Below are 23,328 nucleotides of genomic sequence, written 5' to 3' on the forward strand. Positions count from 1 at the left end.
GCGTAAATGGCAGTCAATTTCGAGGAAAAAGTCCGGTTAAAGCCTTCTGGAGCAAGACTTTAGGCAAATTGACATTCGAATTTATCTCACTATAGTGGTGCGGGCCCTGCGTGGGGGGTCTGTCTGATGATTTCAAGCATAAATAGGAGGCCACATGGCTGACAAAAAAGCGCAGTTGATCATCGAGGGCGCAGCCCCCGTCGAGCTGCCCATTTTAACCGGCACCGTTGGTCCCGATGTAATCGACGTTCGGGGCCTGACGGCCACGGGCCGTTTCACCTTTGACCCTGGTTTCATGTCGACAGCTTCCTGCGAGTCGAAGATCACCTATATCGACGGCGACAACGGCATTCTGCTGCACCGCGGTTACCCGATCGAACAGCTGGCTGAAAAGTCAGACTACCTGGAAACCTGCTATCTGCTGCTCAACGGCGAATTGCCGACCGCAGAACAGAAGGCCCAGTTCGTCAGCACCGTGAAGAACCACACCATGGTTCACGAGCAGCTGAAGACCTTCTTCAACGGCTTCCGTCGCGACGCTCACCCAATGGCCGTCATGTGCGGCGTAGTCGGCGCCCTCTCGGCCTTCTACCACGACTCCCTCGACATCAATAACCCGCAGCATCGCGAAATTTCCGCGATCCGCCTGGTTGCCAAGATGCCGACCCTGGCAGCGATGGTTTACAAGTACTCCATGGGCCAACCCATGATGTACCCGCGCAACGACCTGACTTACGCGGAAAACTTCCTGCACATGATGTTCAACACCCCGTGCGAGATCAAACCGATCAGCCCGGTGCTCGCCAAGGCCATGGACAAGATCTTCATCCTCCATGCCGACCACGAGCAGAACGCATCGACTTCCACTGTACGCCTGGCCGGTTCTTCGGGTGCCAACCCGTTCGCCTGTATAGCCGCCGGCATCGCTGCACTGTGGGGCCCTGCCCACGGCGGCGCGAACGAAGCTGTTCTGACCATGCTTGATGAAATTGGCGATGTGTCGAACATTGACAAGTACATCGCCAAGGCCAAGGACAAGAACGATCCGTTCAAACTGATGGGCTTCGGTCACCGGGTTTACAAAAACCGCGACCCACGCGCTACCGTCATGAAGCAGACTTGCGACGAAGTGCTGAAGGAACTGGGTATCAAGCACGACAAGCAACTCGAACTGGCCATGCGCCTGGAAGAGATCGCGCTGACCGACCCTTACTTCATCGAACGCTCGCTGTACCCGAACGTCGACTTCTACTCGGGGATCATCCTCAAGGCGATCGGCATTCCAACCAGCATGTTCACCGTGATCTTCGCCCTGGCGCGGACCGTCGGCTGGATCTCCCACTGGAAAGAAATGCTCTCCAGCCCGTACAAGATTGGCCGTCCTCGCCAGCTGTACACCGGCTACGAGTCGCGTGACATCACCAAGCTGGAAGACCGCAAATAAGACCTGTCTTGCGATAACGTCTTAAGTTGTACCGGGAACGGCCTCTATTTATATAGAGGCCGTTTTTGTTTGTGCGGTCTCAGCGGCCTTAGGGCCGACGGGTTTTTTAGTCTCGTACATATCCGTTTCTGCGGTAACGGCTACTTATGGTTTCGCTCTTACAGCGACTCACTTTTCCAGACGCCGAAAAGTAAGCAAAAAGCTTCGCCCCGACGCTCGGCCTGCCGAAGGGGCGAGAGATCAAGATCAAGATCAAGATCAACGTCAAAAGCCAAAGCATCCTCGCACCTGTAGGTGCGAGCATGCTCACCCCCACAATGAAATTGGGTACATCTACAAGATCTTGGTCGGCTGTCAGGCCGCCATCGCTGGCAAGCCAGCTCCTACAAAAACAGATCGGCGCACACGCCCGCTTCTCACCACTCATCAGGCCGAGCGTTAGCTCGCCTTCAGCTCTTGATCTTGACCCACCCGCCCCGTCGGGAGGCTGAGTGGAGGTGTTCATCCGGGGAGTGGCGCGCAGCGCCGTTCGACGCAGTCGAACTCATCGCATGTAGGTGCCAGCGAAGCCAACCGGAGGGCGATGCCCCCGGATGAATGCCGGAGCGAAGGAACGCCGAGCCCAGGCGAGGGGCCGGACGCTTGGGGCGAGCGTTTTTTTGCTTACTTTTTTTAGGCGCTTGTAAAAAAAGTGAGTCGCCGTAAGGGCGAAACCGCCAGCCGCCGTTACCGCAGGAATGGATATGCACCCGGTCAACCCCAACATGGTCGGCCCGAAGGCCGCCATCGCTATTCAGGCCAGCCCCCCACAGAGTCAACGCCGAACCCAAAAAAATGCCCCAATCTCTCGACCGGGGCATTTTTCGATTAACGCAACTTACACAGACAAACTCGAAGCCTTAGTGAGAAACCGCCCCACTCGCCCCCAAACCGGTCTGCGAACGAACAAACTGCGGGAAGAACAGCGCACGCTCATTAACGCCAGCTGTCGACTTGTCAGTGATCGAGAAGAACCAGATCCCGATAAACGCAATGGCCATGGAGAACAGCGCCGGGTACTCATACGGGAAGATAGCCTTCTCGTGATGCAGGATCTGCACCCAAATGGTTGGCCCAAGCACCATCAAACCAACAGCACTGATTAGCCCCAACCAGCCGCCAATCATCGCACCACGCGTGGTCAGCTTCTTCCAGTACATGGAAAGCAGCAGCACCGGGAAGTTACAGCTCGCCGCGATGGAGAACGCCAGGCCCACCATGAACGCAATGTTCTGGCTTTCGAACAGAATGCCCAGGCCGATCGCCAACACACCCAGACAAACGGTGGTGATTTTCGAGACGCGGATTTCATCCTTGTCGTTGGCCTTGCCCTTCTTGATCACACTGGCGTAAAGGTCGTGAGACACCGCCGTAGCACCGGCCAGGGTCAAACCAGCCACAACCGCCAGGATGGTCGCGAACGCCACCGCCGAGATGAAGCCCAGGAACACACTGCCACCCACCGCGTTGGCCAGGTGCACCGCCGCCATGTTGTTGCCGCCCAACAGTGCGCCAGCCGCATCTTTAAAGGCAGGGTTGGTGCTCACCAGCAAGATCGCGCCGAAGCCGATGATGAAGGTCAGGATGTAGAAGTAACCAATGAAGCCGGTTGCATACAGCACGCTCTTGCGAGCTTCTTTCGCGTCACTCACGGTGAAGAAGCGCATCAGAATGTGCGGCAGGCCCGCGGTACCGAACATCAGTGCCAGGCCAAGGGAGAACGCGGACACCGGATCTTTCACCAGTCCGCCCGGGCTCATGATCGCTTCACCTTTGGCGTGAACCTTGATCGCCTCGGAGAACAGCACGTTGAAGTCAAAGTTGACGTGTTTCATGACCATCAGCGCCATGAACGAGGCACCGGACAGCAGCAACACAGCCTTGATGATCTGCACCCAAGTGGTCGCCAGCATGCCGCCGAACAGCACGTACATGCACATCAGGATACCGACCAGGATTACCGCAACGTAGTAGTCGAGACCGAACAGCAGCTGGATCAGCTTGCCGGCACCGACCATTTGCGCGATCAGGTAGAACGCCACCACCACCAGCGAACCGCAAGCGGACAGCGTGCGGATCTGAGTTTGCCCGAGGCGATAGGACGCCACGTCGGCAAAGGTGTACTTGCCCAGGTTACGCAGGCGCTCGGCGATCAGGAACAGAATGATCGGCCAGCCCACCAGGAAGCCGATCGAGTAGATCAGGCCGTCGTAACCAGAGGTGAACACCAGAGCGGAAATACCCAGGAAGGACGCCGCCGACATGTAGTCACCGGCAATTGCCAGACCGTTCTGGAAACCGGTGATCTTGCCGCCAGCCGCATAGTAGTCGGCCGCCGAGTTGTTACGCTTGGAAGCCCAGTAAGTGATGCACAGGGTCAAACCGACAAACGCCACGAACATCAGGATCGCAGAAACGTTGAGGGGTTGTTTGTGCACTTCGCCAGTCAGGGCTTCAGCTGCCCAGGCGCCAGGTGCAAAGGCTGCGATGCTCAATAGAGCCATTAGACGCCGGATCATTGCTGAGCCTCCTTGAGAATCGCATTGTTCAGGTCGTCGAATTCGCCATTGGCGCGTCGTACATAGATTGCAGTCAGGATAAAGGCCGAGAGAATCAGCCCGACACCAATCGGTATCCCCCAGGTAATCGAAGACTCGGGGCTGATTTTCGCCCCCAGAATATGCGGCCCGTAAGCAATCAAAAGGATGAATCCGGAGTAAAGCCCAAGCATGATCGCCGAAAGAATCCAGGCGAACCTTTCTCGCTTACTAACCAGCTCCTTGAAGCGCGGGCTGTTTTGAATCGAGAGGTAAATGCTGTCGTTCATTGTTTTTATCCTCGCAGCACAGATGAAGTTGGAACGTTATCCACTCTATGCGGCTGCGGGGCAGGTTCCAGACGACCTTAGTATTAGAACGACATGACAGAATCGCCATTGTTCAGCATCCATTAAATAAATGTGGGAGCGAGCCTGCTCGCGATTGCGGAGTGTCAGTCAATTTCAATGCCGACTGAAACACCGCAATCGCGAGCAGGCTCGCTCCCACAGGGGAAAACAAAAGGCCCCTTGGCAATGTGCCAAGGGGCCTTGATAGAGGCTGACTAGAGCCGTCAGCTCAAATCACTTGATCCAGTCTGCAACGCGCTCAGGGTGTTTGGCCACCCAATCTTTCGCTGCGGCTTCAGGCTTGGCGCCGTCTTGAATCGCCAACATGACTTCGCCGATTTCGTCTTTCGAGGCCCACTGGAAGTTCTTCAGGAACTTGGCAACTTCCGGAGCCTTGGTCGCCAGTTCTTTGCTGCCAATGCTGTTCACGGTTTCAGCCGCGCCATAAACGCCTTTCGGGTCGTCCAGGAAGCGCAGTTTCCACTTGGCGAACATCCAGTGCGGCACCCAACCGGTCACGGCAATGGATTCGTTTTTCTTCTCGGCACGGGTCAGCTCGGCAATCATGCCGGCGCCGGAACTGGCCTTGAGTTGATACCCGGTCAGATCGTAATCCTTGATCGCCTGCTCGGTTTTAAGCATCACGCCCGAACCGGCGTCGATGCCGACGATGCGTTTTTTGAAGGTGTCGTCAGTTTTCAGGTCATCAATGGTTTTAGCCTTGACGTACTCCGGCACGATCAAGCCGATTTTTGCATCCTTGAAGTTCGGACCGTAATCGACGACTTGATCCTTGTTCTTGGTCCAGTATTCGCCGTGAGTCACCGGCAGCCAGGCGGACAACATGGCGTCGAGTTTGCCGGTGGCCACACCCTGCCACATGATCCCGGTGGCGACGGCTTGCAGTTTCACGTCATAACCCAGCTTTTGCTTGATCACTTCGGCGGCCACATGCGTAGTCGCGACGCTGTCGGACCAACCGTCAACGTAACCGATGCTCAGGGTTTTGCTCTCGGCATTGGCCATTGTGGAGCCAATCGCAAGCACCAGAGCGGCACCTGCGCCTAAAAGTCGTCGCATCTTCATCGTTACTTCCCCGAAAGTGCTGCGCTCGACGGGTGCCGAGTCGCGTCAACGTATTGTTATGGTGCACAGCGCCCCCATCACGCCCACCGCAAACTCGTTCGAACATCAGCGTGATTTTCCATGGGAGCACTGATGCCTCGATAATCAACCTGACGACAACCGGAACCTGTGCTGTCAGCGACCTCAAGGCATCGAGAAACGACATCAGATCGCCATTAATCTAGTGCACAGAAAGCCCACCGGCCAATCCGCCCGAACTTTGCATGTCAAAATCATGCAAGGGCCCAAGCGCGGGGCAAATGCAGGTAACATGCGCGGCTTTGCTCCCAGACGGCCTGACCATGCCCGCGACATCCCGCTTTCCTTTTCTGGCTTATCTCTTCGCTTGCCTGCTGGGGCTGTTTGCCCTTGGCGGCTTTTGGTATGGCCTTGGCAAACCGGTGATTCTGCCGGACGTGGCCAGCGCGACGCACAAGCTGCAATGCGCCTCCTACACCCCGTTCGACAAGGACCAGTCGCCGTTCGACGTGCCGTTCAAGTTGCGCCCCGAACGCATGGACGCCGACCTCGCGCTGCTGGCCAAGAGCTTCGAGTGCATCCGCACCTATTCCATGACCGGCCTCGAGGCGTTACCCGATCTGGCGCGCAAGCATGGCCTGAAACTGATGATCGGCGCCTGGGTCAACAGCAACCCGGTGGACACCGAGAAAGAAGTCGACCTGCTGATCGCCTCGGCCAACGCCAACGCGGACGTGGTGACTTCGGTGATCGTCGGCAACGAAACCCTGCTGCGCAAGGAAGTCACCGGTGCGCAGCTGGCGAAGCTGATCAATAAAGTCAAAAGCCAGGTCAAGCAGCCGGTCACTTACGCCGATGTCTGGGAGTTTTGGCTCAAGCACCCGGAAATCGCCCCGGCGGTGGATTTCCTGACTATCCATTTGCTGCCGTACTGGGAAGATGATCCCTCGAACATCGACGCCGCGCTGCAGCATGTGGCCGAAGTGCGTCAGGTGTTCGGCAACAAATTCGCGCCCAAGGACGTGGTGATTGGCGAAACCGGCTGGCCGAGCGAAGGCCGTCAGCGCGAAACCGCCCTGCCGAGCCGGGTTAACGAAGCCAAGTTCATTCGCGGTTTTGTCATCATGGCCGAGCAACAAGGCTGGCATTACAACCTGATCGAAGCCTTCGACCAGCCCTGGAAACGCGCCAGCGAAGGTGCGGTCGGTGGTTACTGGGGGCTGTTCGATGCTGATCGCCAGGACAAGGGCGTGCTGGCCGGTCCCGTGTCGAACGTGCCGTACTGGTCGCAGTGGCTGGCCGTTGGCGGCTTGATCTTTCTTGGCACGCTGATCCTTGGCGGGCGTGTGCGCACCACCCGTGCCGCACTGGTGCTGCCGCTGCTCGGCGCACTGGCGGCTTGCTCGATTGGTGCCTGGGGCGATCTGGCGCGAGTCACGACGCGCTTTGCCAGTGAATGGTTGTGGGTGGCGTTGCTGACGGGTTTGAATCTGTTGGTGCTGGCGCATGCCGCATTGACGCTGAGCGCTCGTACCGGTTGGCGTGAGCGTGCGTTCAATGCACTGGAGCGTCGAGCGGGCTGGCTGGTCGCTGGAGCAGGTTTTGCGGCGGCGGTGATGATGCTGGAGCTGGTGTTCGATCCGCGTTATCGCAGCTTTCCAAGTGTCGCCTTCATCCTGCCGGCGCTGGTTTACCTGTGCCGCCCGGTGAGCGTGCCGCGCCGTGAAATCGCCCTGCTGACCTTCATCATCGGCGCCGGCATTGCGCCGCAGTTGTTCGTTGAAGGCTTGCAGAACCAGCAGGCCTGGGGTTGGGCGCTGGTGAGTGTATTGATGGTGGCGGCGTTGTGGCGCAGTTTGCGGGTTCGCAAGGGCTGACTTCAGTGCCTGTACTGGCCTCATCGCGAGCAAGCTCGCTCCCACATTGACCGAGTTGCTCAGAAGAACGCGGTTAAATGTGGGAGCGAGCTTGCTCGCGATGACAGACTATCAGGCGCTACGAGACGCCCGAACCAGCCGCAACCCCGCAATCACCACCGCAAAAACGGCCAAGGTCGTGTTGTACAACGCCAGCGCCGGAAACCCGAACACCAGCGCCAGCACCGCCAGCCACCACCCTGCCCGGCCCGGCACCACAAACCCGATGATCGCGGCGGCCAATGCGGCAAAGCCCAATACCTTGAAGTGGATCATCAAGCCCAGGTTCGAACGAATCTGACATTCCCAGCGGCTTGCCTCGTCCACGCAGATGCCAACCCACTGCGCATCCTCCATGAAGCCATAACGCGCGCCATAACTGGCAGCGAGCCATAACGGCAGCAAAACGAGTAACAAAATCACGGGCAGACGGCGGGACATGAAGCACTCCAATAAACGAAAACGGCGGCCAGCTTAATCCTCCGACAGCGTCAAGCAAACGCGCGCAACAGATAATTGTTCACCAAATAGCTGCAAAGTGTATCGTCCAGCTACTATTGATCCGAAATTCGCCCTGATTGGTGCCGCAGCATGGCACTTTGGCGCAAACCCCGTGGTCATAGCCTGCGAACTTCATTCGGCACCTTCCTCTAAGGGATCTAGTCATGCTCCGTTCCTTGCGCTTCGCCGCCCTGTTTGGCGGCCTTATTTTGAGTGCGTCTGCACTGGCGGTCGATATCGACGCTGCCAGTTATGGCTACCCCTTGACCAACCCGTTCGAGGCGACCATTGCCACGACTCCGCCGGACCTGCGCCCGGAGTTGCCGCTGGACGACGACATCGATCAGCAGACACGCAGCGTGACACTGCGTCCGGAGCGTGAATTCCAATTGCCGGACAACTTCTGGCCAGTCAAGAAGCTGACCTACCGCATCGCCACGCAAGAAAAGGCCGCGCCGCTGATCTTCCTGATCGCTGGCACCGGCGCGCGTTATGACAGCAGCCTCAATGAGTACCTGAAAAAGCTCTACTACAAGGCCGGTTACCACGTGGTGCAGCTGTCCTCGCCCACCAGTTTCGACTTCATGAGCGCGGCTTCACGCTTTGCCACACCCGGTATCACCAAGGAAGACGCCGAAGACATGTACCGGGTGATGCAGGCCGTGCGGGCGCAAAACCCGCACGTCGCCGTCACCGACTACTACCTGACCGGTTACAGCCTGGGTGCGCTGGACGCGGCCTTCGTCGCGCACCTGGACGAAACCCGTCGCAGCTTCAACTTCAAGAAAGTCTTGCTGCTCAACCCGCCGGTCAACCTCTACACCTCGATCACCAACCTCGACAAGCTGGTCCAGACCGAGGTCAAGGGCATCAACAACAGCACCACCTTCTATGAACTGGTACTGAACAAGCTGACCCGCTACTTCCAGCAAAAAGGCTACATCGACCTCAACGATGCCCTGCTCTACGACTTCCAGCAGTCCAAACAGCACCTGTCCAACGAACAGATGGCCATGCTGATCGGCACCTCGTTCCGCTTCTCGGCGGCCGACATTGCCTTCACCTCGGACCTGATCAACCGTCGCGGCCTGATCACCCCGCCGAAATACCCGATCACCGAAGGCACCAGCCTCACGCCGTTCCTCAAGCGTGCGCTGCAGTGCGACTTCGACTGCTACATCACCGAGCAAGTGATCCCGATGTGGCGGGCCCGCACCGACGGCGGCAGCCTGCTGCAACTGATCGACCAGGTCAGCCTTTATGCGCTCAAGGATTACCTGCACGACAGCCCGAAAATCGCCGTCATGCACAACGCCGACGACGTGATCCTCGGCCCTGGCGACCTCGGTTTCCTGCGCAAGACCTTTGGCGACCGCTTGACCGTTTATCCACTGGGCGGCCATTGCGGCAACCTTAACTACCGCGTCAACAGCGACGCCATGCTGGAGTTCTTCCGTGGCTAAATACCTCCTGCTTATCGCTGCGTTACTCTGTGCAGGCGTCGCCAATGCCGACAACAGCAAAGCCAACGCACCTGTCGTGGTCGACAGTGACGGTTTCAAGGAACCGCTGAGCAAACTCAAGTTCAACCCGGGGCTGGATCAGCGCGAGTTCGAACGTTCTACGCTCAATGCGCTGAACGTCTACGATCCGCTGGAAGAGTGGAACCGCCGGGTCTATCACTTCAACTACCGCTTCGACCAATGGGTGTTCCTGCCGGTGGTCGACGGTTATCGCTACATCACGCCGAGCTTCCTGCGCACCGGCGTGAGCAACTTCTTCAACAACCTCGGCGATGTGCCGAACCTGATGAACAGCCTGCTGCAGTTCAAAGGCAAACGCTCGATGGAAACCACCGCGCGCCTGCTGCTCAACACCACCATCGGCATCGCCGGCCTGTGGGACCCGGCCACCGCCATGGGCCTGCCGCGCCAGGCCGAAGACTTCGGTCAGACCCTGGGCTTCTACGGTGTACCGGGTGGCGCCTACTTCGTGTTGCCGATCCTCGGCCCTTCGAACATCCGCGACACCGGCGGCCTGGTGGTGGACTTCAGTGCCGAATCGGCGATCAACTTCCTGAACGTCTCGGAAGTCAGCTCCAACCATCCTGAAGTCTGGGTCCTGCGCGGCGTCGACAAGCGCTACCAGAACAGCTTCCGCTACGGCCAGCTGAACTCGCCGTTCGAGTATGAGAAGGTGCGCTACGTGTACACCGAGTCACGCAAGTTGCAGATCGCCGAGTAATTCCATCGGCAACAAAAAAGGCCATTCGATGCAGATCGAATGGCCTTTTTAATGGGTATTTTTCAATCACTACAGAACCACTGTGGGAGCGGGCTTGCTCGCGAAAGCGGTGGGACATTTAGCATTGATGTAACTGACACACCGCCTTCGCGAGCAAGCCCGCTCCCACATTTTTGGTCAGTGCCAAATTTTAGCCTTTCAGCGCCTTGTAGAGTTTGCTGACGACCATCACCCCCGCCAACACAACGGCACCCGCCAAAATCCCCGCCACCGCATTCAGCAACGTCGGCACGATAAACCCGGCACCGCCCGCCCCCGCACTCACGCTTTCAATCCAGTGATGCACCACCGGCACGCCATGGGTCAGAATCCCGCCGCCCACCAGGAACATCGCCGCCGTGCCGATCACCGACAGGCTTTTCATCATGTACGGCGCCGCGCGCAGAATCCCGCCGCCGATGCTTTTAGCCATCTGCCCAGGCTTCTGGGTCAGCCACAGGCCGAGGTCATCAAGCTTGACGATACCCGCGACCAGGCCATAAACACCGATGGTCATGACAATGGCGATGCCCGACAGCACGATGACCTGCTGGGTCAACGACGCATCCGCCACGGTGCCAAGGGTGATGGCGATGATTTCCGCCGACAGGATGAAGTCAGTGCGGATGGCGCCCTTGATCTTGTCTTTCTCGAACGCCACCAGATCAATAGCGGGATCGGCCACGGCTTCAACCAGCTCCGCATGTTCGGCCTGATCTTCAGCCTTGCTGTGCAGAAATTTGTGGGCGAGTTTCTCGAAACCTTCGAAACACAGGTACGCGCCACCGACCATCAACAGTGGGGTGACCAGCCACGGGATGAACACGCTGATCGCCAGCGCCGACGGCACCAGGATCAGCTTGTTGAGAAACGACCCCTTGGCCACGGCCCAAACGACCGGTATTTCGCGCTCGGCACGCACGCCGCTGACCTGCTGGGCATTGAGCGCCAGATCGTCGCCGAGCACGCCGGCGGTCTTCTTGGCGGCCATTTTGGTCATCAACGCCACATCGTCGAGAACGGCGGCGATGTCGTCGATCAGCACCAGCAAACTGCTTCCTGCCATGAATCAGGTTTCCTTCTTGAATGAATGCCGCGCAGCATAGCGCGACCGAGCGCCACACGGGGCATTCTTGAGCGCCGCGCGAGGCCGGTGCTACCATGCGCAACCGCCAGAACAGGCAAGGAACCCCCTGGTTTATGAGCACTATCCGCGAGCGCAACAAAGAACTGATCCTGCGTGCCGCCAGTGAAGAATTTGCCGACAAGGGCTTCGCTGCGACCAAAACCAGTGACATCGCAGCCAAGGCGGGACTGCCCAAGCCCAACGTCTATTACTACTTCAAATCCAAGGAAAACCTCTACCGCGAGGTCCTGGAAAGCATCATCGAGCCGATCCTGCAGGCGTCGACGCCGTTCAACGCCGACGGTGTGCCCAGCGAAGTGCTGAGCGGCTACATTCGCTCGAAGATCCGCATCTCCCGCGACCTGCCTTTCGCCTCCAAAGTGTTCGCCAGCGAAATCATGCACGGCGCCCCGCACCTGAGCGCCGACCTGGTCGAGCAACTCAACGGCCAGGCCAAGCACAACATCGACTGCATCCAGACCTGGATCGACCGCGGACAAATCGCCCCGATCGACCCCAACCACCTGATGTTCAGCATCTGGGCCGCGACCCAGACCTATGCCGACTTTGACTGGCAGATCACGGCCATCACTGGCAAGGCCAAGCTGGATGAAGAGGACTATGAAGCGGCGGCGCAGACGATAATTCGGCTGGTGTTGAAGGGGTGTGAGCTGGACAGGTAGACCGTGGTGCAGGCATCGCTGGCAAGCCAGCTCCCACAGAGATTTGTGTCGTTCTCAACATTTGAATCCAACACAGAAACTTGTGGGAGCTGGCTTGCCAGCGATGAAGGCAACTCGGTGCCGACTCAAACCCAGATTGCGTCCCACAGCGGATAGTCGCCAAGCTTTCCCACCAGTCCAGCCCGCAACGGGTTTGCCACGATATACCGGGCCAATTTCACCAAATCTTCCTCCCGCCTTAACGCCCGGTCGTGATAACCCTGCTGCCAAAGCGGCCCACTTTTACTACTCGAAAGATTTACCTCTCTAGTGATAAGGGATTTAGTCTGGCGCATCAGCTTTCTGAGCGAACAGTTTTCCAATTCGACCAGCCAATGAAAATGGTCGGGCATGACGACCCAAGCCAGTGATTTGGCCAATCCGAGATCTTGTGCCCGACGAAATTGATGAACCACCAATCTGCCCAAAGCGAAATCGGCAAAAACCGGCTCGCGATCCAGAGTGTTGGTGGTCAGTAAATAGATTCGGTTGGGTTCGGCATAGCGCCCCGTCCGCAAGCGATGTGAAGCAGGTAAATCAGGCATTCCTTTGCCTCTCTCATCATGAATTAATGAATTCATGAGAAGACTAGACTTGTGAATGCCAGAGAGTGGGACAGACTTTTAGCTGAATGTGTCTGATAAACAGTCATCGCGGGCAAGCCCGCTCCCACAAGTATCGGCGGTGTTCACATGTTCTGTGACCACGATCAAATCCTGTGGGAGCGAGCTTGCCCGCGATAGCAATGGGTCAGGCACTACAAATTCAAGCCACCACCCCAGCATCCGCCCGCAACCCCACCGCCTCGATCGCACTGATCGCACACTGCTCGTCAACATCAGAAAGATCCCCGCTGATCCCCACCGCTCCCAGCACATTCCCGTCCTGATCCCGAATCAACACACCGCCCGGTGCCGGCACGACGCTGCCCTGCCCCAGGCTGTTCAGCGCGGCGAAGAAGGCCGGGCGTTGCTGGGCGTCCAGCGCCAGCAGGCGTGAGCCTTTGCCGAGGGCGATGGCGCCCCAGGCTTTGCCGATGGCGACTTGCGGGCGCAACAGGCTGGCGCCGTCTTCACGCTGCAGGCTAATCACGTGTCCACCGGCATCCAGCACCGCAATGGTCAGGGGGGCCGCGGAGATTGCACGCCCGGCGATGATGGCCTGATCGATCAGGTTGACTGCAACTTTCAAGGTTAAAGCGCTCATGGTGCCGTCCTCATTTTGTTATAGGGAAAGCCAGTGGCCTGCGCGTTTGTGCCGCAGTCCGATGCAATAAATAGAACACAATGAGTTATTTTTTTGTATACAATAATTCTCGAAAAGCGCCACATGCGACGAAAAGCCACAGCAGACCGGGCTTCCGACGAATGAAACAGTCGCTTGAGAAAATGGATTGACCTGCGCCGTCCGCCGTGAATACACTCTGCGCAAAGCCACTTGTATACAATTACAAAACGTAAGAGGCACAAAACAATGAGCAAAATGAGAGCAATCGAAGCCGCCGTTCTGGTGATGCGCCGTGAAGGGGTTGATACCGCTTTTGGCATCCCGGGCGCCGCGATCAACCCGCTGTACTCCGCCTTGCAGAAGGTTGGTGGCATCGATCACGTCCTCGCGCGCCACGTTGAAGGTGCCTCGCACATGGCCGAGGGCTACACCCGCACCAAGGCCGGCAACATCGGCGTGTGCATCGGTACCTCCGGCCCTGCCGGCACCGACATGGTCACCGGGCTCTACAGCGCCTCGGCCGACTCGATCCCGATTCTGTGCATCACCGGGCAAGCCCCCCGCGCCCGTATGCATAAGGAAGACTTCCAGGCCGTCGACATCACCACCATCGTCAAGCCCGTGACCAAGTGGGCAACCACGGTCATGGAGCCGGGCCAGGTGCCGTATGCGTTCCAGAAAGCCTTTTACGAAATGCGCTCCGGCCGTCCAGGCCCGGTGCTGATCGACTTGCCGTTCGACGTGCAGATGGCTGAAATCGAATTCGACATCGATGCCTACCAACCACTGCCGCTCGCCAAGCCAACCGCTAACCGTGTGCAAATCGAGAAGGCCCTGGCCATGCTCGATCAAGCCGAGCGTCCATTGCTCGTCGCCGGTGGCGGCATCATCAATGCCGATGCCAGCGAATTGCTGGTGGAATTCGCCGAGCTGACCGGTATCCCGGTGATCCCGACCCTGATGGGCTGGGGCACCATCCCGGACGATCACCCGCTGATGGTCGGCATGGTGGGCTTGCAGACGTCGCACCGTTACGGCAACGCCACCCTGCTGAAGTCCGACGTTGTGTTGGGCGTCGGTAACCGTTGGGCCAACCGCCACACCGGTTCGATCGATGTGTACACCGAAGGCCGCAAGTTCATTCACGTTGACATTGAGCCGACGCAAATCGGCCGCGTGTTCAACCCGGACTTGGGCATCGTCTCCGACGCAGCAGCCGCGTTGACCGTGTTCATCGAAGTCGCTCGCGAATGGCAAGCCGCCGGCAAGCTGAAAAACCGCAGCGCCTGGCTGCAAGACTGCCAGCAGCGCAAAGCCAGCCTGCAGCGCAAGACTCACTTCGACAACGTGCCGGTCAAGCCGCAACGGGTCTACGAAGAGATGAACCAGGTGTTTGGCAAAGACACCTGCTACGTCAGCACCATCGGTCTGTCGCAGATTGCCGGCGCGCAGTTCCTGCACGTCTACAAGCCGCGTCACTGGATCAACTGCGGTCAGGCCGGCCCGTTGGGCTGGACCATTCCGGCCGCACTGGGCGTGGTCAAGGCTGATCCGACCCGCAAGGTCGTGGCACTGTCGGGCGACTATGATTTCCAGTTCATGATCGAGGAATTGGCGGTGGGCGCGCAGTTCAAGCTGCCGTACATCCACGTTGTGGTCAACAATTCGTATCTGGGGCTGATTCGTCAGGCCCAGCGCGGTTTCGATATGGACTACTGCGTGCAGCTGTCCTTCGATAACCTGAACGCTCCGGAACTCAACGGTTACGGTGTCGACCACGTCGCGGTGGCCGAAGGCCTCGGCTGCAAGGCGCTGCGTGTGTTCGAACCGGGTCAGATCCAGCCTGCCCTGCGCAAGGCTCAAGAGCTGATCGAAGAGTTCAAGGTGCCGGTGATCGTCGAGATTATTCTGGAGCGCGTGACCAACATTTCCATGGGCACCGAGATCAACGCCGTCAACGAATTCGAAGACTTGGCGCTGGTCGGCAACGATGCACCGACCGCGATTTCGTTGCTGGATTAACTTGTAGGGTCGTTCCCGCCTCCTGTGGGAGCGAGCTTGCTCGCGATAGCGGTGTGTCAGACGACATGGATGCTGAATGACACTCCGCTATCGCGAGCAAGCTCGCTCCACCAAGGATCCGGGAACGCCCACCACACATACACGGGAGACCACCATGCCGCGTTTCGCAGCCAACCTGTCCATGCTGTTCACTGAGCAGGATTTTCTTGCCCGTTTCGAAGCGGCCGCCAAGGCCGGCTTCAGTGGTGTCGAATACCTGTTCCCCTACGACTTCAGCTCCGCCGAAATCAAGGCCAAGCTCGACGCCAATGGTCTGACCCAGGTGTTGTTCAACCTGCCGGCCGGTGACTGGGCCAAGGGCGAGCGCGGTATTGCGTGCCTGCCGGACCGTGTCGAAGAGTTCCGCGCCGGTGTCGATCTGGCGATCGCTTATGCGCAAGTGCTGGGCAACACCCAGGTCAACTGCCTGGCCGGTATTCGTCCACAAGGCGTCGACGATGCCACCGTGGAAAAAACCTTCGTCGCCAACCTCAAGTACGCCGCCGACAAGCTGCAAGCGGCGGGTATCAAGCTGGTGATGGAAGCGATCAACACCCGCGACATCCCGGGTTTCTACCTGAACAACACGGCGCAAGCCCTGTCGATTCGCGAGCAGGTCGGCAGCGCCAACCTGTTCCTGCAATACGACATCTACCACATGCAAATCATGGAGGGCGACCTGGCTCGCACCATGGCTGCACACCTGGGCGAGATCAACCATATCCAGTTGGCCGACAACCCGGGGCGCAACGAACCGGGCACCGGTGAAATCAACTACCGCTTCCTGTTCGAACACCTGGACCGCATCGGTTATCAGGGTTGGGTTGGTTGTGAATACAAGCCGCTGACCACCACTGAAGCGGGCCTGGGCTGGCTGAAAACCCATAACGCGATCTGACGCAATCTCCTGTAGGAGCCGGCTTGCTGCGGGCGGCGTTCCGACGATCGCCTCACCGCGGTGTCTATGACAGACCGCGTCGCCCGGATCGCCAGCAAGCCGGCTCCTACAAAAGCAGTACTTCCCCATTCGCTTGAAGCAGCAATAAAAACAAGAGGAATTTCTCATGGCTAAAATCGGATTTATCGGCACCGGCATCATGGGCCACCCAATGGCGTTGAACCTGCAGAAAGCCGGTCACAGCCTGTTCCTGTCGGCGCACCACGACGCCGCACCGGCCGACCTGATTGCCGGTGGCGCCATTGCCCTGGCGAACCCGAAAGAAGTCGCCCAGGAAGCTGAAGTCATCATCATCATGGTGCCCGATACCCCGCAGGTCGACGACGTGCTGTTCCGCGCCGACGGCGTTGCAGCCGGCGTGGGCAAAGGCAAAATCGTCATCGACATGAGCTCGATCTCGCCGACCGCCACCAAAGCCTTCGCGGCCAAGGTCAACGAAAAAGGCGCTCAATACCTCGACGCGCCAGTGTCTGGCGGCGAAGTCGGTGCCAAGGCCGCGACCCTGAGCATCATGGTCGGCGGTGATGCCGATGCCTTCGAACGCGCACTGCCGCTGTTCCAGGCGATGGGCAAGAACATCACCCTCGTCGGCGGCAATGGCGACGGTCAAACCGCAAAAGTGGCGAACCAGATCATCGTCGCGCTGAACATCCAGGCCGTGGCCGAAGCGCTGCTGTTCGCCGCGAAAAACGGTGCCGATCCAGCCAAGGTGCGTGAAGCGCTGATGGGCGGTTTCGCTTCGTCGAAGATCCTCGAGGTGCACGGTGAGCGCATGATCAAAGGCACCTTCGACCCGGGCTTCCGCATCAGCCTGCACCAGAAGGACCTGAACCTGGCCCTGCAAGGCGCCAAAGAGCTGAACATCAACCTGCCGAACACCGCCAACGCCCAGCAAGTGTTCAGCACCTGCGCGGCCATCGGCGGCAGCAACTGGGACCACTCGGCGCTGATCAAAGGCCTGGAACACATGGCGAACTTCTCGATTCGCGATAAGTAACAACAATCTGAAGCTGGCTCGGCCCCTGTGGGAGCTGGCTTGCCTGCGATGGCATCAACTCGGTTTACCTGAAGGACCGCGTCGCCTGAATCGCAGGCAAGCCAACTCCCACAGAACCGCGTCGCAACACCTGATTTCGCTTAATCCCAATAACAAGAATTCCGGGAGCCCGCCATGTCGGTCGATCCGCAACAATTCCTGCGCGAGCTGTTCGCCACAGCCATCGACGCCGCCCATCCGCAGCAAGTCCTCGAAGCCCATCTGCCCAAAGATCGCAGCGGTCGGGTGATCGTCATTGGCGCCGGCAAAGCCGCGGCCGCCATGGCTCAGGTTGTCGAGCGTTGCTGGCAGGGTGAAGTCTGCGGTCTGGTGGTTACCCGTTACGGCCACGACGCCCCGTGCGAAAAAATCGAAGTCGTCGAAGCCGCTCACCCGGTGCCGGACGCCGCCGGTCAAGCCGTCGCCAAGCGCGTGTTCGAACTGGTCAGCAACCTGACCGAAGCTGATCGCGTGATCTTCCTGCTCTCGGGCGGCGGTTCCGCCCTGCTGGCATTGCCAGCGGCTGGCATCACCCTCGCTGACAAGCAATCGATCAACAAAGCCCTGCTCAAATCCGGCGCCTCCATCGGCGAGATGAATTGCGTGCGCAAGCACCTTTCGGCGATCAAGGGCGGCCGCCTCGGCAAGGCCTGCTGGCCGGCCACTGTTTATACCTACGCGATTTCCGATGTGCCGGGCGACCTCGCCACGGTCATCGCCTCCGGCCCCACCGTGGCCGACCCAAGCACCTCGGCCGAAGCCCTGGCGATCCTCAAACGCTACGGCATCGAGGTGCCGGCTTCGGTGCGCACCTGGCTGCAGAGCCCGGAATCGGAGACGGTCAAACCCGGCGATCCGAGCCTGGCGCGCAGTCACTTCCAACTGATCGCCCGCCCCCAGCAATCGCTTGAAGCGGCAGCCGTGAAAGCCCGTCAGGCCGGTTTCAGCCCGCTGATTCTCGGCGATCTGGAAGGCGAATCCCGCGAAGTGGCCAAGGTGCATGCCGGCATCGCTCGTCAGGTCGTGCTGCACGGTCAGCCATTGGCAGCGCCGTGCGTAATCCTCTCGGGCGGCGAAACCACCGTCACCGTGCGCGGCAATGGCCGCGGCGGACGCAACGCCGAATTCCTGCTGAGCCTGACCGACAGCCTCAAAGGCCTGCCCGGTGTCTACGCCCTGGCCGGTGACACCGACGGCATCGACGGCTCCGAAGACAACGCCGGCGCCATCATGACCCCGGACAGCTACGCCCGCGCCGCCGCCCTCGGCCTGAGCGCCAGCGACGAGTTGGACAACAACAATGGCTACGGCTATTTCGAGGCGCTGGACGCACTGATCGTCACCGAACCGACCCGCACCAACGTCAACGACTTCCGCGCCATCCTGATCCTCGAGAGCCCTAAACATGACGCCTGATAAAAAGGTCAAAATCCTCGCCACCCTCGGCCCTGCCACCGACGGGATCGATGACATCCGTGAGCTGGTGCAGGCCGGGGTCAACATCTTTCGCCTGAACTTCAGCCACGGCGATCACGCCGACCACGCTCAGCGCTATCAGTGGATTCGTGAAGTCGAGCGCCAGCTGAATTACCCGTTGGGCATCCTGATGGACTTGCAAGGTCCAAAACTGCGGGTCGGCAAGTTCGCCGAAGGCAAGGTGCAACTGCATCGCGGCCAGGCCCTGCGCCTGGACCTCGACCCGACGCCGGGGGATGAGCGCCGGGTCAACTTGCCGCACCCGGAAATCATCGCCGCACTCGAGCCTGGCATGGACCTCCTGCTGGACGACGGCAAGCTGCGTCTGCGCGTGGTCACCAAGTACGCCGACGCCATCGACACCACGGTGCTCAACGGCGGCGAACTCTCGGATCGCAAAGGCGTGAACGTGCCGCAAGCGGTGCTGGAATTGAGCCCGCTGACCGCCAAGGATCGCCGCGATTTGAGCTTCGGCCTGGAGTTGGGTGTGGACTGGGTCGCGCTGTCGTTCGTGCAGCGTCCTGAAGACATCCGCGAAGCCCGCGAACTGATCGGCGACAAAGCGTTCTTGATGGCCAAGATCGAGAAGCCATCGGCAGTGACTCAGCTGCGGGAAATTGCCGAGTTGAGCGACGCGATCATGGTCGCGCGCGGTGACCTGGGTGTGGAAGTGCCGGCGGAAAGCGTGCCGCAGATTCAGAAAAACATCATCAGCCTCTGCCGCGAACTCGGCAAACCGGTGGTGGTGGCGACTCAGATGCTCGAATCGATGCGCTTCTCCCCGGCCCCGACCCGTGCCGAAGTCACGGATGTGGCCAACGCCGTGGCTGAAGGGGCCGATGCGGTGATGCTGTCGGCGGAAACCGCCTCCGGTGAGTACCCGTTGGAAGCCGTGCAGATGATGAGCAAGATCATTCGCCAGGTGGAAAACGGGCCGGATTACCAGGCGCAACTGGACGTGAGCCGGCCGAAGGCCGAGGCGACGGTTTCTGACGCAATCAGCTGCGCGATCCGCCGCATCAGCAATGTGCTGCCGGTGGCGGTGCTGGTCAATTACAGCGAGTCCGGGACGTCGAGCCTGCGTGCGGCGCGGGAGCGGCCGACGGTGCCGATCCTCAACCTGACGCCGAACCTGCAGACGGCGCGCCGCTTGACGGTGGCGTGGGGCGTGCATTCGGTGGTCAATGACCGGCTGCGGCAGGTGGATGAAGTGTGCTCGACGGCGCTGGAGATTGCGCAGGCCCAAGGCATGGCGCAGCGCGGGGATACCTTGTTGATCACGGCGGGTGTGCCGTTTGGGCAGCCGGGGTCGACTAACTCGTTGCGTATCGAGACGTTGATCTAGAGCGCCCATACCGGCCTCATCGCCAGCAGGCTGGCTCCCACATTGGTTTTGTGTCGATCACGGAATCAAGACTGAACTGAGATTCAGTGTGGGAGCCAGCCTGCTGGCGGTCAGCCGGGGTCGCGCTCGACCGACTCGCTCCCTTTGACTTTCAGAACTGCCATGCCTGCCAACCACTTCAACACCCACTGCCCCGATTGGGCGACTGCCCTGTTCAACGGTTTCAGTCAGATCTTCCTTCAGCGCCATCCGCTGTTTGGTCTGCTGTGCCTGTTGGCCATTCTTTTCACCGCGCCCGCCCTGCTCGGCGGTGCGCTGCTGGGCGGTGTCGCCGGGTTGCTCACTGCGCAACGTCGCGGTTATGCCAAGGCCGATCGCCAGGCCGGTCTGTTCAGTTACAACGGTGTCTTGCTCGGCCTGCTGCTGAGCCTCTATTTCCCCTGGTCCGCGCTGTTGCCGCCGCTGATCATTGCCGCTGGCGGGCTCAGCGCAATGCTCACTCAGCAATGGCTCAAACGCGTCCGGGTCAGCCACTACCTGCCTGCCTATACGGCGCCCTTCGTAGGGCTGGGCTGGTTGCTCCTGTGCTTCGCCACCCCCTCGACAAAAGCGCATCTAATCGAAATCAACACGCTGAACATGCTCGCCGCACCGCTGAAAGGCTTCGGCCAGGTGATGTTCCTCGGTCATCCGCTGGCCGGTGCGATGATTGCCGTGGGTTTGCTGATCGCTGATCGACGCGCATTCTGCTGGGCGTTGTTGGCGTCTGTCGCGGGCATGGGCTGGAGCCTGCTGCATCAGGACGCTTACAGCGCATTGATCGGCCTCGGTGGCTATAACGCCGTACTCGCCGCCCTCGCCTTGAACTCGCTGCGCCAGCATCCGTGGCTGCCAATGGTCGGCATTGCATCAGCGCTGTTGCTGACCCCGGTGTTTGCCGCCATCGGTCTGCCAACGCTGACCGCGCCGTTCATCCTCTCCGGTTGGCTGATCCGCACGGTTGTTCAAATGCTCGGCAAGCCCCCTGTCGCCCTTACGCCTTGCACTCTGGAGGAGAATCAACCTAGGCTTCGCTGATCATTGGTTCAGGCGGTATCCATGGACAGCAGCAAAAACTGGCGTGAAGAGCTTTACGTCATGGTTTTCCAAAGCGACACCAAGGCGGGGCGGCGCTTCGACGGCATCCTGCTGTTGATCATCCTCGCCAGCATCGTGATTGTGATGCTCGACAGCATCGACTCCATTCACCAGAACTACGCCAACGTGCTGGCGAACATCGAGTGGGGCTTCACCGTCATCTTCGTCATCGAATACGGCTTGCGCCTGTACTGCTCACCCAAGCCATTGCGCTATGCGTTCAGCTTTTACGGGCTGGTGGATTTGCTGGCGATCGTGCCCGGCATCCTGGCGCTGTATTACGCCGATGCGCAGTACTTGCTGATTATCCGGATCATCCGGATGCTGCGGATTTTCCGCGTGCTCAAGCTCAGCCCGTACCTCAAGCAAGCCAACTACCTGATGTCGGCGCTGCGCGGCAGCAAGCAGAAGATCGTGGTGTTTCTGGTCAGCGTCTGCACCCTGGTGACGGTGTTCGGCACGCTGATGTACGTGATCGAAGGCCCGGAGCACGGCTTCACCAGCATTCCCAAAGGTATCTACTGGGCGATTGTCACGTTGACCACGGTGGGCTTCGGCGACATCGTGCCCAAGACACCGTTGGGCCAGGTGATTTCGTCCCTGGTGATGATCACCGGTTACTCCATCATCGCGGTGCCGACCGGCATTTTCACCGCCGAACTGGCCAATGCCATGCGCGGTGAACAACTGCAACACGATTGCCCGGTGTGCAAGAAAAACAGCCATGAACATGGCGCGGCGTTTTGCTCGCGCTGTGGTAATGCGCTGTTTAAGAAACTGGAATAAGCAAAGTTCTTTTTAATCTTTAAAGGCCTATGCGAGCCCGGCTATAGTCGCTGGCAAATTGCCTCACTTTTAAATTAGAACAAGGATTGCGCAGTGAAAAAACTCTTTGGCGCCTCACTTCTGGCCGCTGGCCTGGCCCTGACCAGCGTGGCTCAGGCCGCACCGACCCTGCTCAACGTTTCCTACGACGTGATGCGAGACTTCTACAAGGACTACAACACTGCGTTCCAGAAGCATTGGCAAGCCGAGCACAACGAGAACATCACCTTGCAGATGTCCTTCGGCGGCTCCAGCAAACAGGCGCGTTCGGTGATCGATGGTCTGCCGGCTGACGTCATCACCATGAACATGGCCACCGACATCAACGCCCTGGCGGACAACGGCAAACTGGTCCCGGACAACTGGGTCACCCGCCTGCCGAACAACAGCGCACCGTTCACCTCGGCCACCGTGTTCATCGTCCGCAAAGGCAACCCGAAAGCCCTGAAAGACTGGCCGGACCTGCTCAAGGACGGCGTGCAAGTGATCGTGCCGAACCCCAAGACCTCGGGTAACGGTCGCTACACTTATTTGTCCGCCTGGGGTTACGTGCTGAAAAACGGCGGTGACGAGAACAAGGCCAAGGATTTCGTCGGCAAGCTGTTCAAGCAAGCGCCGGTGCTGGATACCGGTGGCCGTGCGGCGACCACCACGTTCATGACCAACCAGATTGGCGACGTGCTGGTGACCTTCGAAAACGAAGCGGAAATGATTGCCCGTGAGTTTGGTCGTGATCAGTTTGAAGTGATCTACCCAAGCGTCTCAGCTGAAGCCGAGCCGCCGGTATCGGTGGTCGACAAAACCGTCGACAAGAAAGGCACCCGCGCTGCGGCCGAGGAATACCTGAAGTACCTGTGGTCGCCGGAAGGTCAGGAAATTGCAGCCGCCAACTACCTGCGTCCGCGTGATCCGGCGGTGCTGGCCAAGTACACCGATCGCTTCCCGAAAGTGGATTTCCTGTCGGTGGAGAAGACCTTTGGTGACTGGCGCACCGTACAGAAGACTCACTTCAATGATGGTGGAGTCTTTGATCAGATCTATAGCGGTCAGTAATTCCTGAGCCCAACGAAAAAGGCGACCCGATGAGGTCGCCTTTTTTGTATGCGCTTTCTGCGACACCGCAGCACCCCTGTGGGAGCGGGCTTGCTCGCGAAAGCGGTGTGTCATTCAACATTGATGTCGACTGACACACCGCTTTCGCGAGCAAGCCCGCTCCCACAGGGTTTGGGACAGGCCATTAC

The 23,328-nt window shown here is 59.2% G+C and carries 20 protein-coding genes; 13 read left to right on the forward strand and 7 right to left on the reverse strand.

What is annotated here, in order from left to right:
- Window positions 1-154 precede the first annotated feature (154 nt).
- On the forward strand, window positions 155-1,444 hold the full coding sequence (gene gltA / locus K0F88_RS15685) for a citrate synthase (RefSeq protein ID WP_131062225.1): 1,290 nt from the start codon (window positions 155-157) through the stop codon (window positions 1,442-1,444).
- A gap of 899 nt (window positions 1,445-2,343) precedes the next feature.
- Here the strand turns inward: gltA and K0F88_RS15690 are convergent.
- The 3 genes from K0F88_RS15690 to K0F88_RS15700 all read right to left on the reverse strand — a co-directional run bounded on the left by K0F88_RS15690 (window position 2,344) and on the right by K0F88_RS15700 (window position 5,456).
- The gene (locus K0F88_RS15690; protein WP_219095631.1) at window positions 2,344-4,002 is read right to left on the reverse strand and encodes a cation acetate symporter; all 1,659 of its coding nucleotides are present in this window, start codon (window positions 4,000-4,002) and stop codon (window positions 2,344-2,346) included.
- Window positions 3,999-4,310 (reverse strand): DUF485 domain-containing protein, encoded by a 312-nt coding sequence (locus tag K0F88_RS15695; RefSeq protein WP_017337238.1) that lies wholly within the window; start codon window positions 4,308-4,310, stop codon window positions 3,999-4,001. The genes K0F88_RS15690 and K0F88_RS15695 overlap by 4 nt, the downstream gene beginning before the upstream one ends.
- A 294-nt stretch (window positions 4,311-4,604) precedes the next feature.
- A complete protein-coding gene (locus tag K0F88_RS15700; RefSeq protein WP_219095632.1) occupies window positions 4,605-5,456 on the reverse strand; it encodes a glycine betaine ABC transporter substrate-binding protein in 852 nt (283 codons plus the stop codon).
- A 299-nt stretch (window positions 5,457-5,755) separates the two neighbouring features.
- Between K0F88_RS15700 and K0F88_RS15705 the strand changes: the two genes are divergently transcribed.
- Window positions 5,756-7,351: a beta (1-6) glucans synthase gene (locus K0F88_RS15705; protein WP_219095633.1), complete on the forward strand. Its 1,596-nt coding sequence runs from the start codon at window positions 5,756-5,758 to the stop codon at window positions 7,349-7,351.
- Window positions 7,352-7,462: 111 nt separating this feature from the next.
- Here K0F88_RS15705 and K0F88_RS15710 read toward each other — a convergent pair whose 3' ends face one another.
- Window positions 7,463-7,831, reverse strand: coding sequence for a hypothetical protein (locus K0F88_RS15710; protein ID WP_010456864.1), 369 nt, complete (start codon window positions 7,829-7,831; stop codon window positions 7,463-7,465).
- A gap of 224 nt (window positions 7,832-8,055) precedes the next feature.
- Between K0F88_RS15710 and K0F88_RS15715 the strand changes: the two genes are divergently transcribed.
- Together K0F88_RS15715 and K0F88_RS15720 are read left to right on the forward strand one after the other, a co-directional pair.
- The gene (locus tag K0F88_RS15715; protein WP_219095634.1) at window positions 8,056-9,354 is read left to right on the forward strand and encodes a serine/threonine protein kinase; all 1,299 of its coding nucleotides are present in this window, start codon (window positions 8,056-8,058) and stop codon (window positions 9,352-9,354) included.
- Complete coding sequence (locus K0F88_RS15720; protein ID WP_219095635.1) at window positions 9,347-10,135, forward strand: VacJ family lipoprotein; 789 nt, start codon at window positions 9,347-9,349, stop codon at window positions 10,133-10,135. Before K0F88_RS15715 ends, K0F88_RS15720 begins: the two co-directional genes overlap by 8 nt.
- A 190-nt stretch (window positions 10,136-10,325) precedes the next feature.
- Here the strand turns inward: K0F88_RS15720 and K0F88_RS15725 are convergent, their stop codons facing one another.
- Window positions 10,326-11,240, reverse strand: a complete 915-nt coding sequence (locus K0F88_RS15725; RefSeq protein ID WP_094471287.1) for a DUF808 domain-containing protein — start codon at window positions 11,238-11,240, stop codon at window positions 10,326-10,328.
- A gap of 134 nt (window positions 11,241-11,374) precedes the next feature.
- Between K0F88_RS15725 and K0F88_RS15730 the strand changes: the two genes are divergently transcribed.
- Window positions 11,375-11,983: a TetR/AcrR family transcriptional regulator gene (locus tag K0F88_RS15730; protein WP_219095636.1), complete on the forward strand. Its 609-nt coding sequence runs from the start codon at window positions 11,375-11,377 to the stop codon at window positions 11,981-11,983.
- 125 nt (window positions 11,984-12,108) lie between these two features.
- Here the strand turns inward: K0F88_RS15730 and K0F88_RS15735 are convergent, their stop codons facing one another.
- Together K0F88_RS15735 and K0F88_RS15740 are read right to left on the reverse strand one after the other, a co-directional pair.
- Entirely contained in the window at window positions 12,109-12,567 is a 459-nt protein-coding gene (locus K0F88_RS15735; protein WP_219095695.1) for a transposase, read from the reverse strand.
- Window positions 12,568-12,787: 220 nt separating this feature from the next.
- On the reverse strand, window positions 12,788-13,228 hold the full coding sequence (locus K0F88_RS15740) for a heme-binding protein (protein WP_219095637.1): 441 nt from the start codon (window positions 13,226-13,228) through the stop codon (window positions 12,788-12,790).
- Between the two features lie 267 nt (window positions 13,229-13,495).
- Between K0F88_RS15740 and gcl the strand changes: the two genes are divergently transcribed.
- From gcl to K0F88_RS15780, 8 genes are all read left to right on the forward strand, one after another.
- Window positions 13,496-15,271, forward strand: coding sequence for a glyoxylate carboligase (gcl, locus tag K0F88_RS15745; protein WP_109628623.1), 1,776 nt, complete (start codon window positions 13,496-13,498; stop codon window positions 15,269-15,271).
- A 154-nt stretch (window positions 15,272-15,425) separates the two neighbouring features.
- Window positions 15,426-16,208 (forward strand): hydroxypyruvate isomerase, encoded by a 783-nt coding sequence (hyi, locus tag K0F88_RS15750; protein WP_131061573.1) that lies wholly within the window; start codon window positions 15,426-15,428, stop codon window positions 16,206-16,208.
- 166 nt (window positions 16,209-16,374) lie between these two features.
- A complete protein-coding gene (locus K0F88_RS15755; RefSeq protein ID WP_219095638.1) occupies window positions 16,375-17,265 on the forward strand; it encodes a 2-hydroxy-3-oxopropionate reductase in 891 nt (296 codons plus the stop codon).
- A 174-nt stretch (window positions 17,266-17,439) separates the two neighbouring features.
- Complete coding sequence (locus K0F88_RS15760; protein ID WP_219095639.1) at window positions 17,440-18,720, forward strand: glycerate kinase; 1,281 nt, start codon at window positions 17,440-17,442, stop codon at window positions 18,718-18,720.
- Entirely contained in the window at window positions 18,710-20,125 is a 1,416-nt protein-coding gene (gene pyk / locus K0F88_RS15765; protein ID WP_219095640.1) for a pyruvate kinase, read from the forward strand. The genes K0F88_RS15760 and pyk overlap by 11 nt, the downstream gene beginning before the upstream one ends.
- A gap of 162 nt (window positions 20,126-20,287) precedes the next feature.
- Window positions 20,288-21,202, forward strand: a complete 915-nt coding sequence (locus tag K0F88_RS15770) for an urea transporter (RefSeq protein WP_094471278.1) — start codon at window positions 20,288-20,290, stop codon at window positions 21,200-21,202.
- Between the two features lie 21 nt (window positions 21,203-21,223).
- The gene (locus K0F88_RS15775) at window positions 21,224-22,048 is read left to right on the forward strand and encodes an ion transporter (protein WP_219095641.1); all 825 of its coding nucleotides are present in this window, start codon (window positions 21,224-21,226) and stop codon (window positions 22,046-22,048) included.
- A gap of 93 nt (window positions 22,049-22,141) precedes the next feature.
- A complete protein-coding gene (locus tag K0F88_RS15780; protein WP_150702741.1) occupies window positions 22,142-23,140 on the forward strand; it encodes a sulfate ABC transporter substrate-binding protein in 999 nt (332 codons plus the stop codon).
- Window positions 23,141-23,328 lie beyond the last annotated feature (188 nt).

The sequence above is a fragment of the Pseudomonas sp. UMAB-40 genome (assembly GCF_900095275.1).
Lineage (GTDB): Bacteria > Pseudomonadota > Gammaproteobacteria > Pseudomonadales > Pseudomonadaceae > Aquipseudomonas > Aquipseudomonas mandelii_B.

What these genes read in the sequence shown, in the direction of transcription:
- K0F88_RS15725 (WP_094471287.1), bottom strand. Translation starts at nt 11,240, where the DNA reads ATGGCAGGAAGCAGTTTGCTGGTGCTGATCGACGACATCGCCGCCGTT.
- K0F88_RS15775 (WP_219095641.1), top strand. Translation starts at nt 21,224, where the DNA reads ATGGACAGCAGCAAAAACTGGCGTGAAGAGCTTTACGTCATGGTTTTC.
- K0F88_RS15710 (WP_010456864.1), bottom strand. Translation starts at nt 7,831, where the DNA reads ATGTCCCGCCGTCTGCCCGTGATTTTGTTACTCGTTTTGCTGCCGTTA.
- K0F88_RS15695 (WP_017337238.1), bottom strand. Translation starts at nt 4,310, where the DNA reads ATGAACGACAGCATTTACCTCTCGATTCAAAACAGCCCGCGCTTCAAG.
- pyk (WP_219095640.1), top strand. Translation starts at nt 18,710, where the DNA reads ATGACGCCTGATAAAAAGGTCAAAATCCTCGCCACCCTCGGCCCTGCC.
- hyi (WP_131061573.1), top strand. Translation starts at nt 15,426, where the DNA reads ATGCCGCGTTTCGCAGCCAACCTGTCCATGCTGTTCACTGAGCAGGAT.
- K0F88_RS15760 (WP_219095639.1), top strand. Translation starts at nt 17,440, where the DNA reads ATGTCGGTCGATCCGCAACAATTCCTGCGCGAGCTGTTCGCCACAGCC.
- gltA (WP_131062225.1), top strand. Translation starts at nt 155, where the DNA reads ATGGCTGACAAAAAAGCGCAGTTGATCATCGAGGGCGCAGCCCCCGTC.
- K0F88_RS15755 (WP_219095638.1), top strand. Translation starts at nt 16,375, where the DNA reads ATGGCTAAAATCGGATTTATCGGCACCGGCATCATGGGCCACCCAATG.
- K0F88_RS15770 (WP_094471278.1), top strand. Translation starts at nt 20,288, where the DNA reads ATGCCTGCCAACCACTTCAACACCCACTGCCCCGATTGGGCGACTGCC.
- K0F88_RS15715 (WP_219095634.1), top strand. Translation starts at nt 8,056, where the DNA reads ATGCTCCGTTCCTTGCGCTTCGCCGCCCTGTTTGGCGGCCTTATTTTG.
- gcl (WP_109628623.1), top strand. Translation starts at nt 13,496, where the DNA reads ATGAGCAAAATGAGAGCAATCGAAGCCGCCGTTCTGGTGATGCGCCGT.
- K0F88_RS15740 (WP_219095637.1), bottom strand. Translation starts at nt 13,228, where the DNA reads ATGAGCGCTTTAACCTTGAAAGTTGCAGTCAACCTGATCGATCAGGCC.
- K0F88_RS15705 (WP_219095633.1), top strand. Translation starts at nt 5,756, where the DNA reads ATGCAGGTAACATGCGCGGCTTTGCTCCCAGACGGCCTGACCATGCCC.
- K0F88_RS15735 (WP_219095695.1), bottom strand. Translation starts at nt 12,567, where the DNA reads ATGCCTGATTTACCTGCTTCACATCGCTTGCGGACGGGGCGCTATGCC.
- K0F88_RS15700 (WP_219095632.1), bottom strand. Translation starts at nt 5,456, where the DNA reads ATGAAGATGCGACGACTTTTAGGCGCAGGTGCCGCTCTGGTGCTTGCG.
- K0F88_RS15690 (WP_219095631.1), bottom strand. Translation starts at nt 4,002, where the DNA reads ATGATCCGGCGTCTAATGGCTCTATTGAGCATCGCAGCCTTTGCACCT.
- K0F88_RS15730 (WP_219095636.1), top strand. Translation starts at nt 11,375, where the DNA reads ATGAGCACTATCCGCGAGCGCAACAAAGAACTGATCCTGCGTGCCGCC.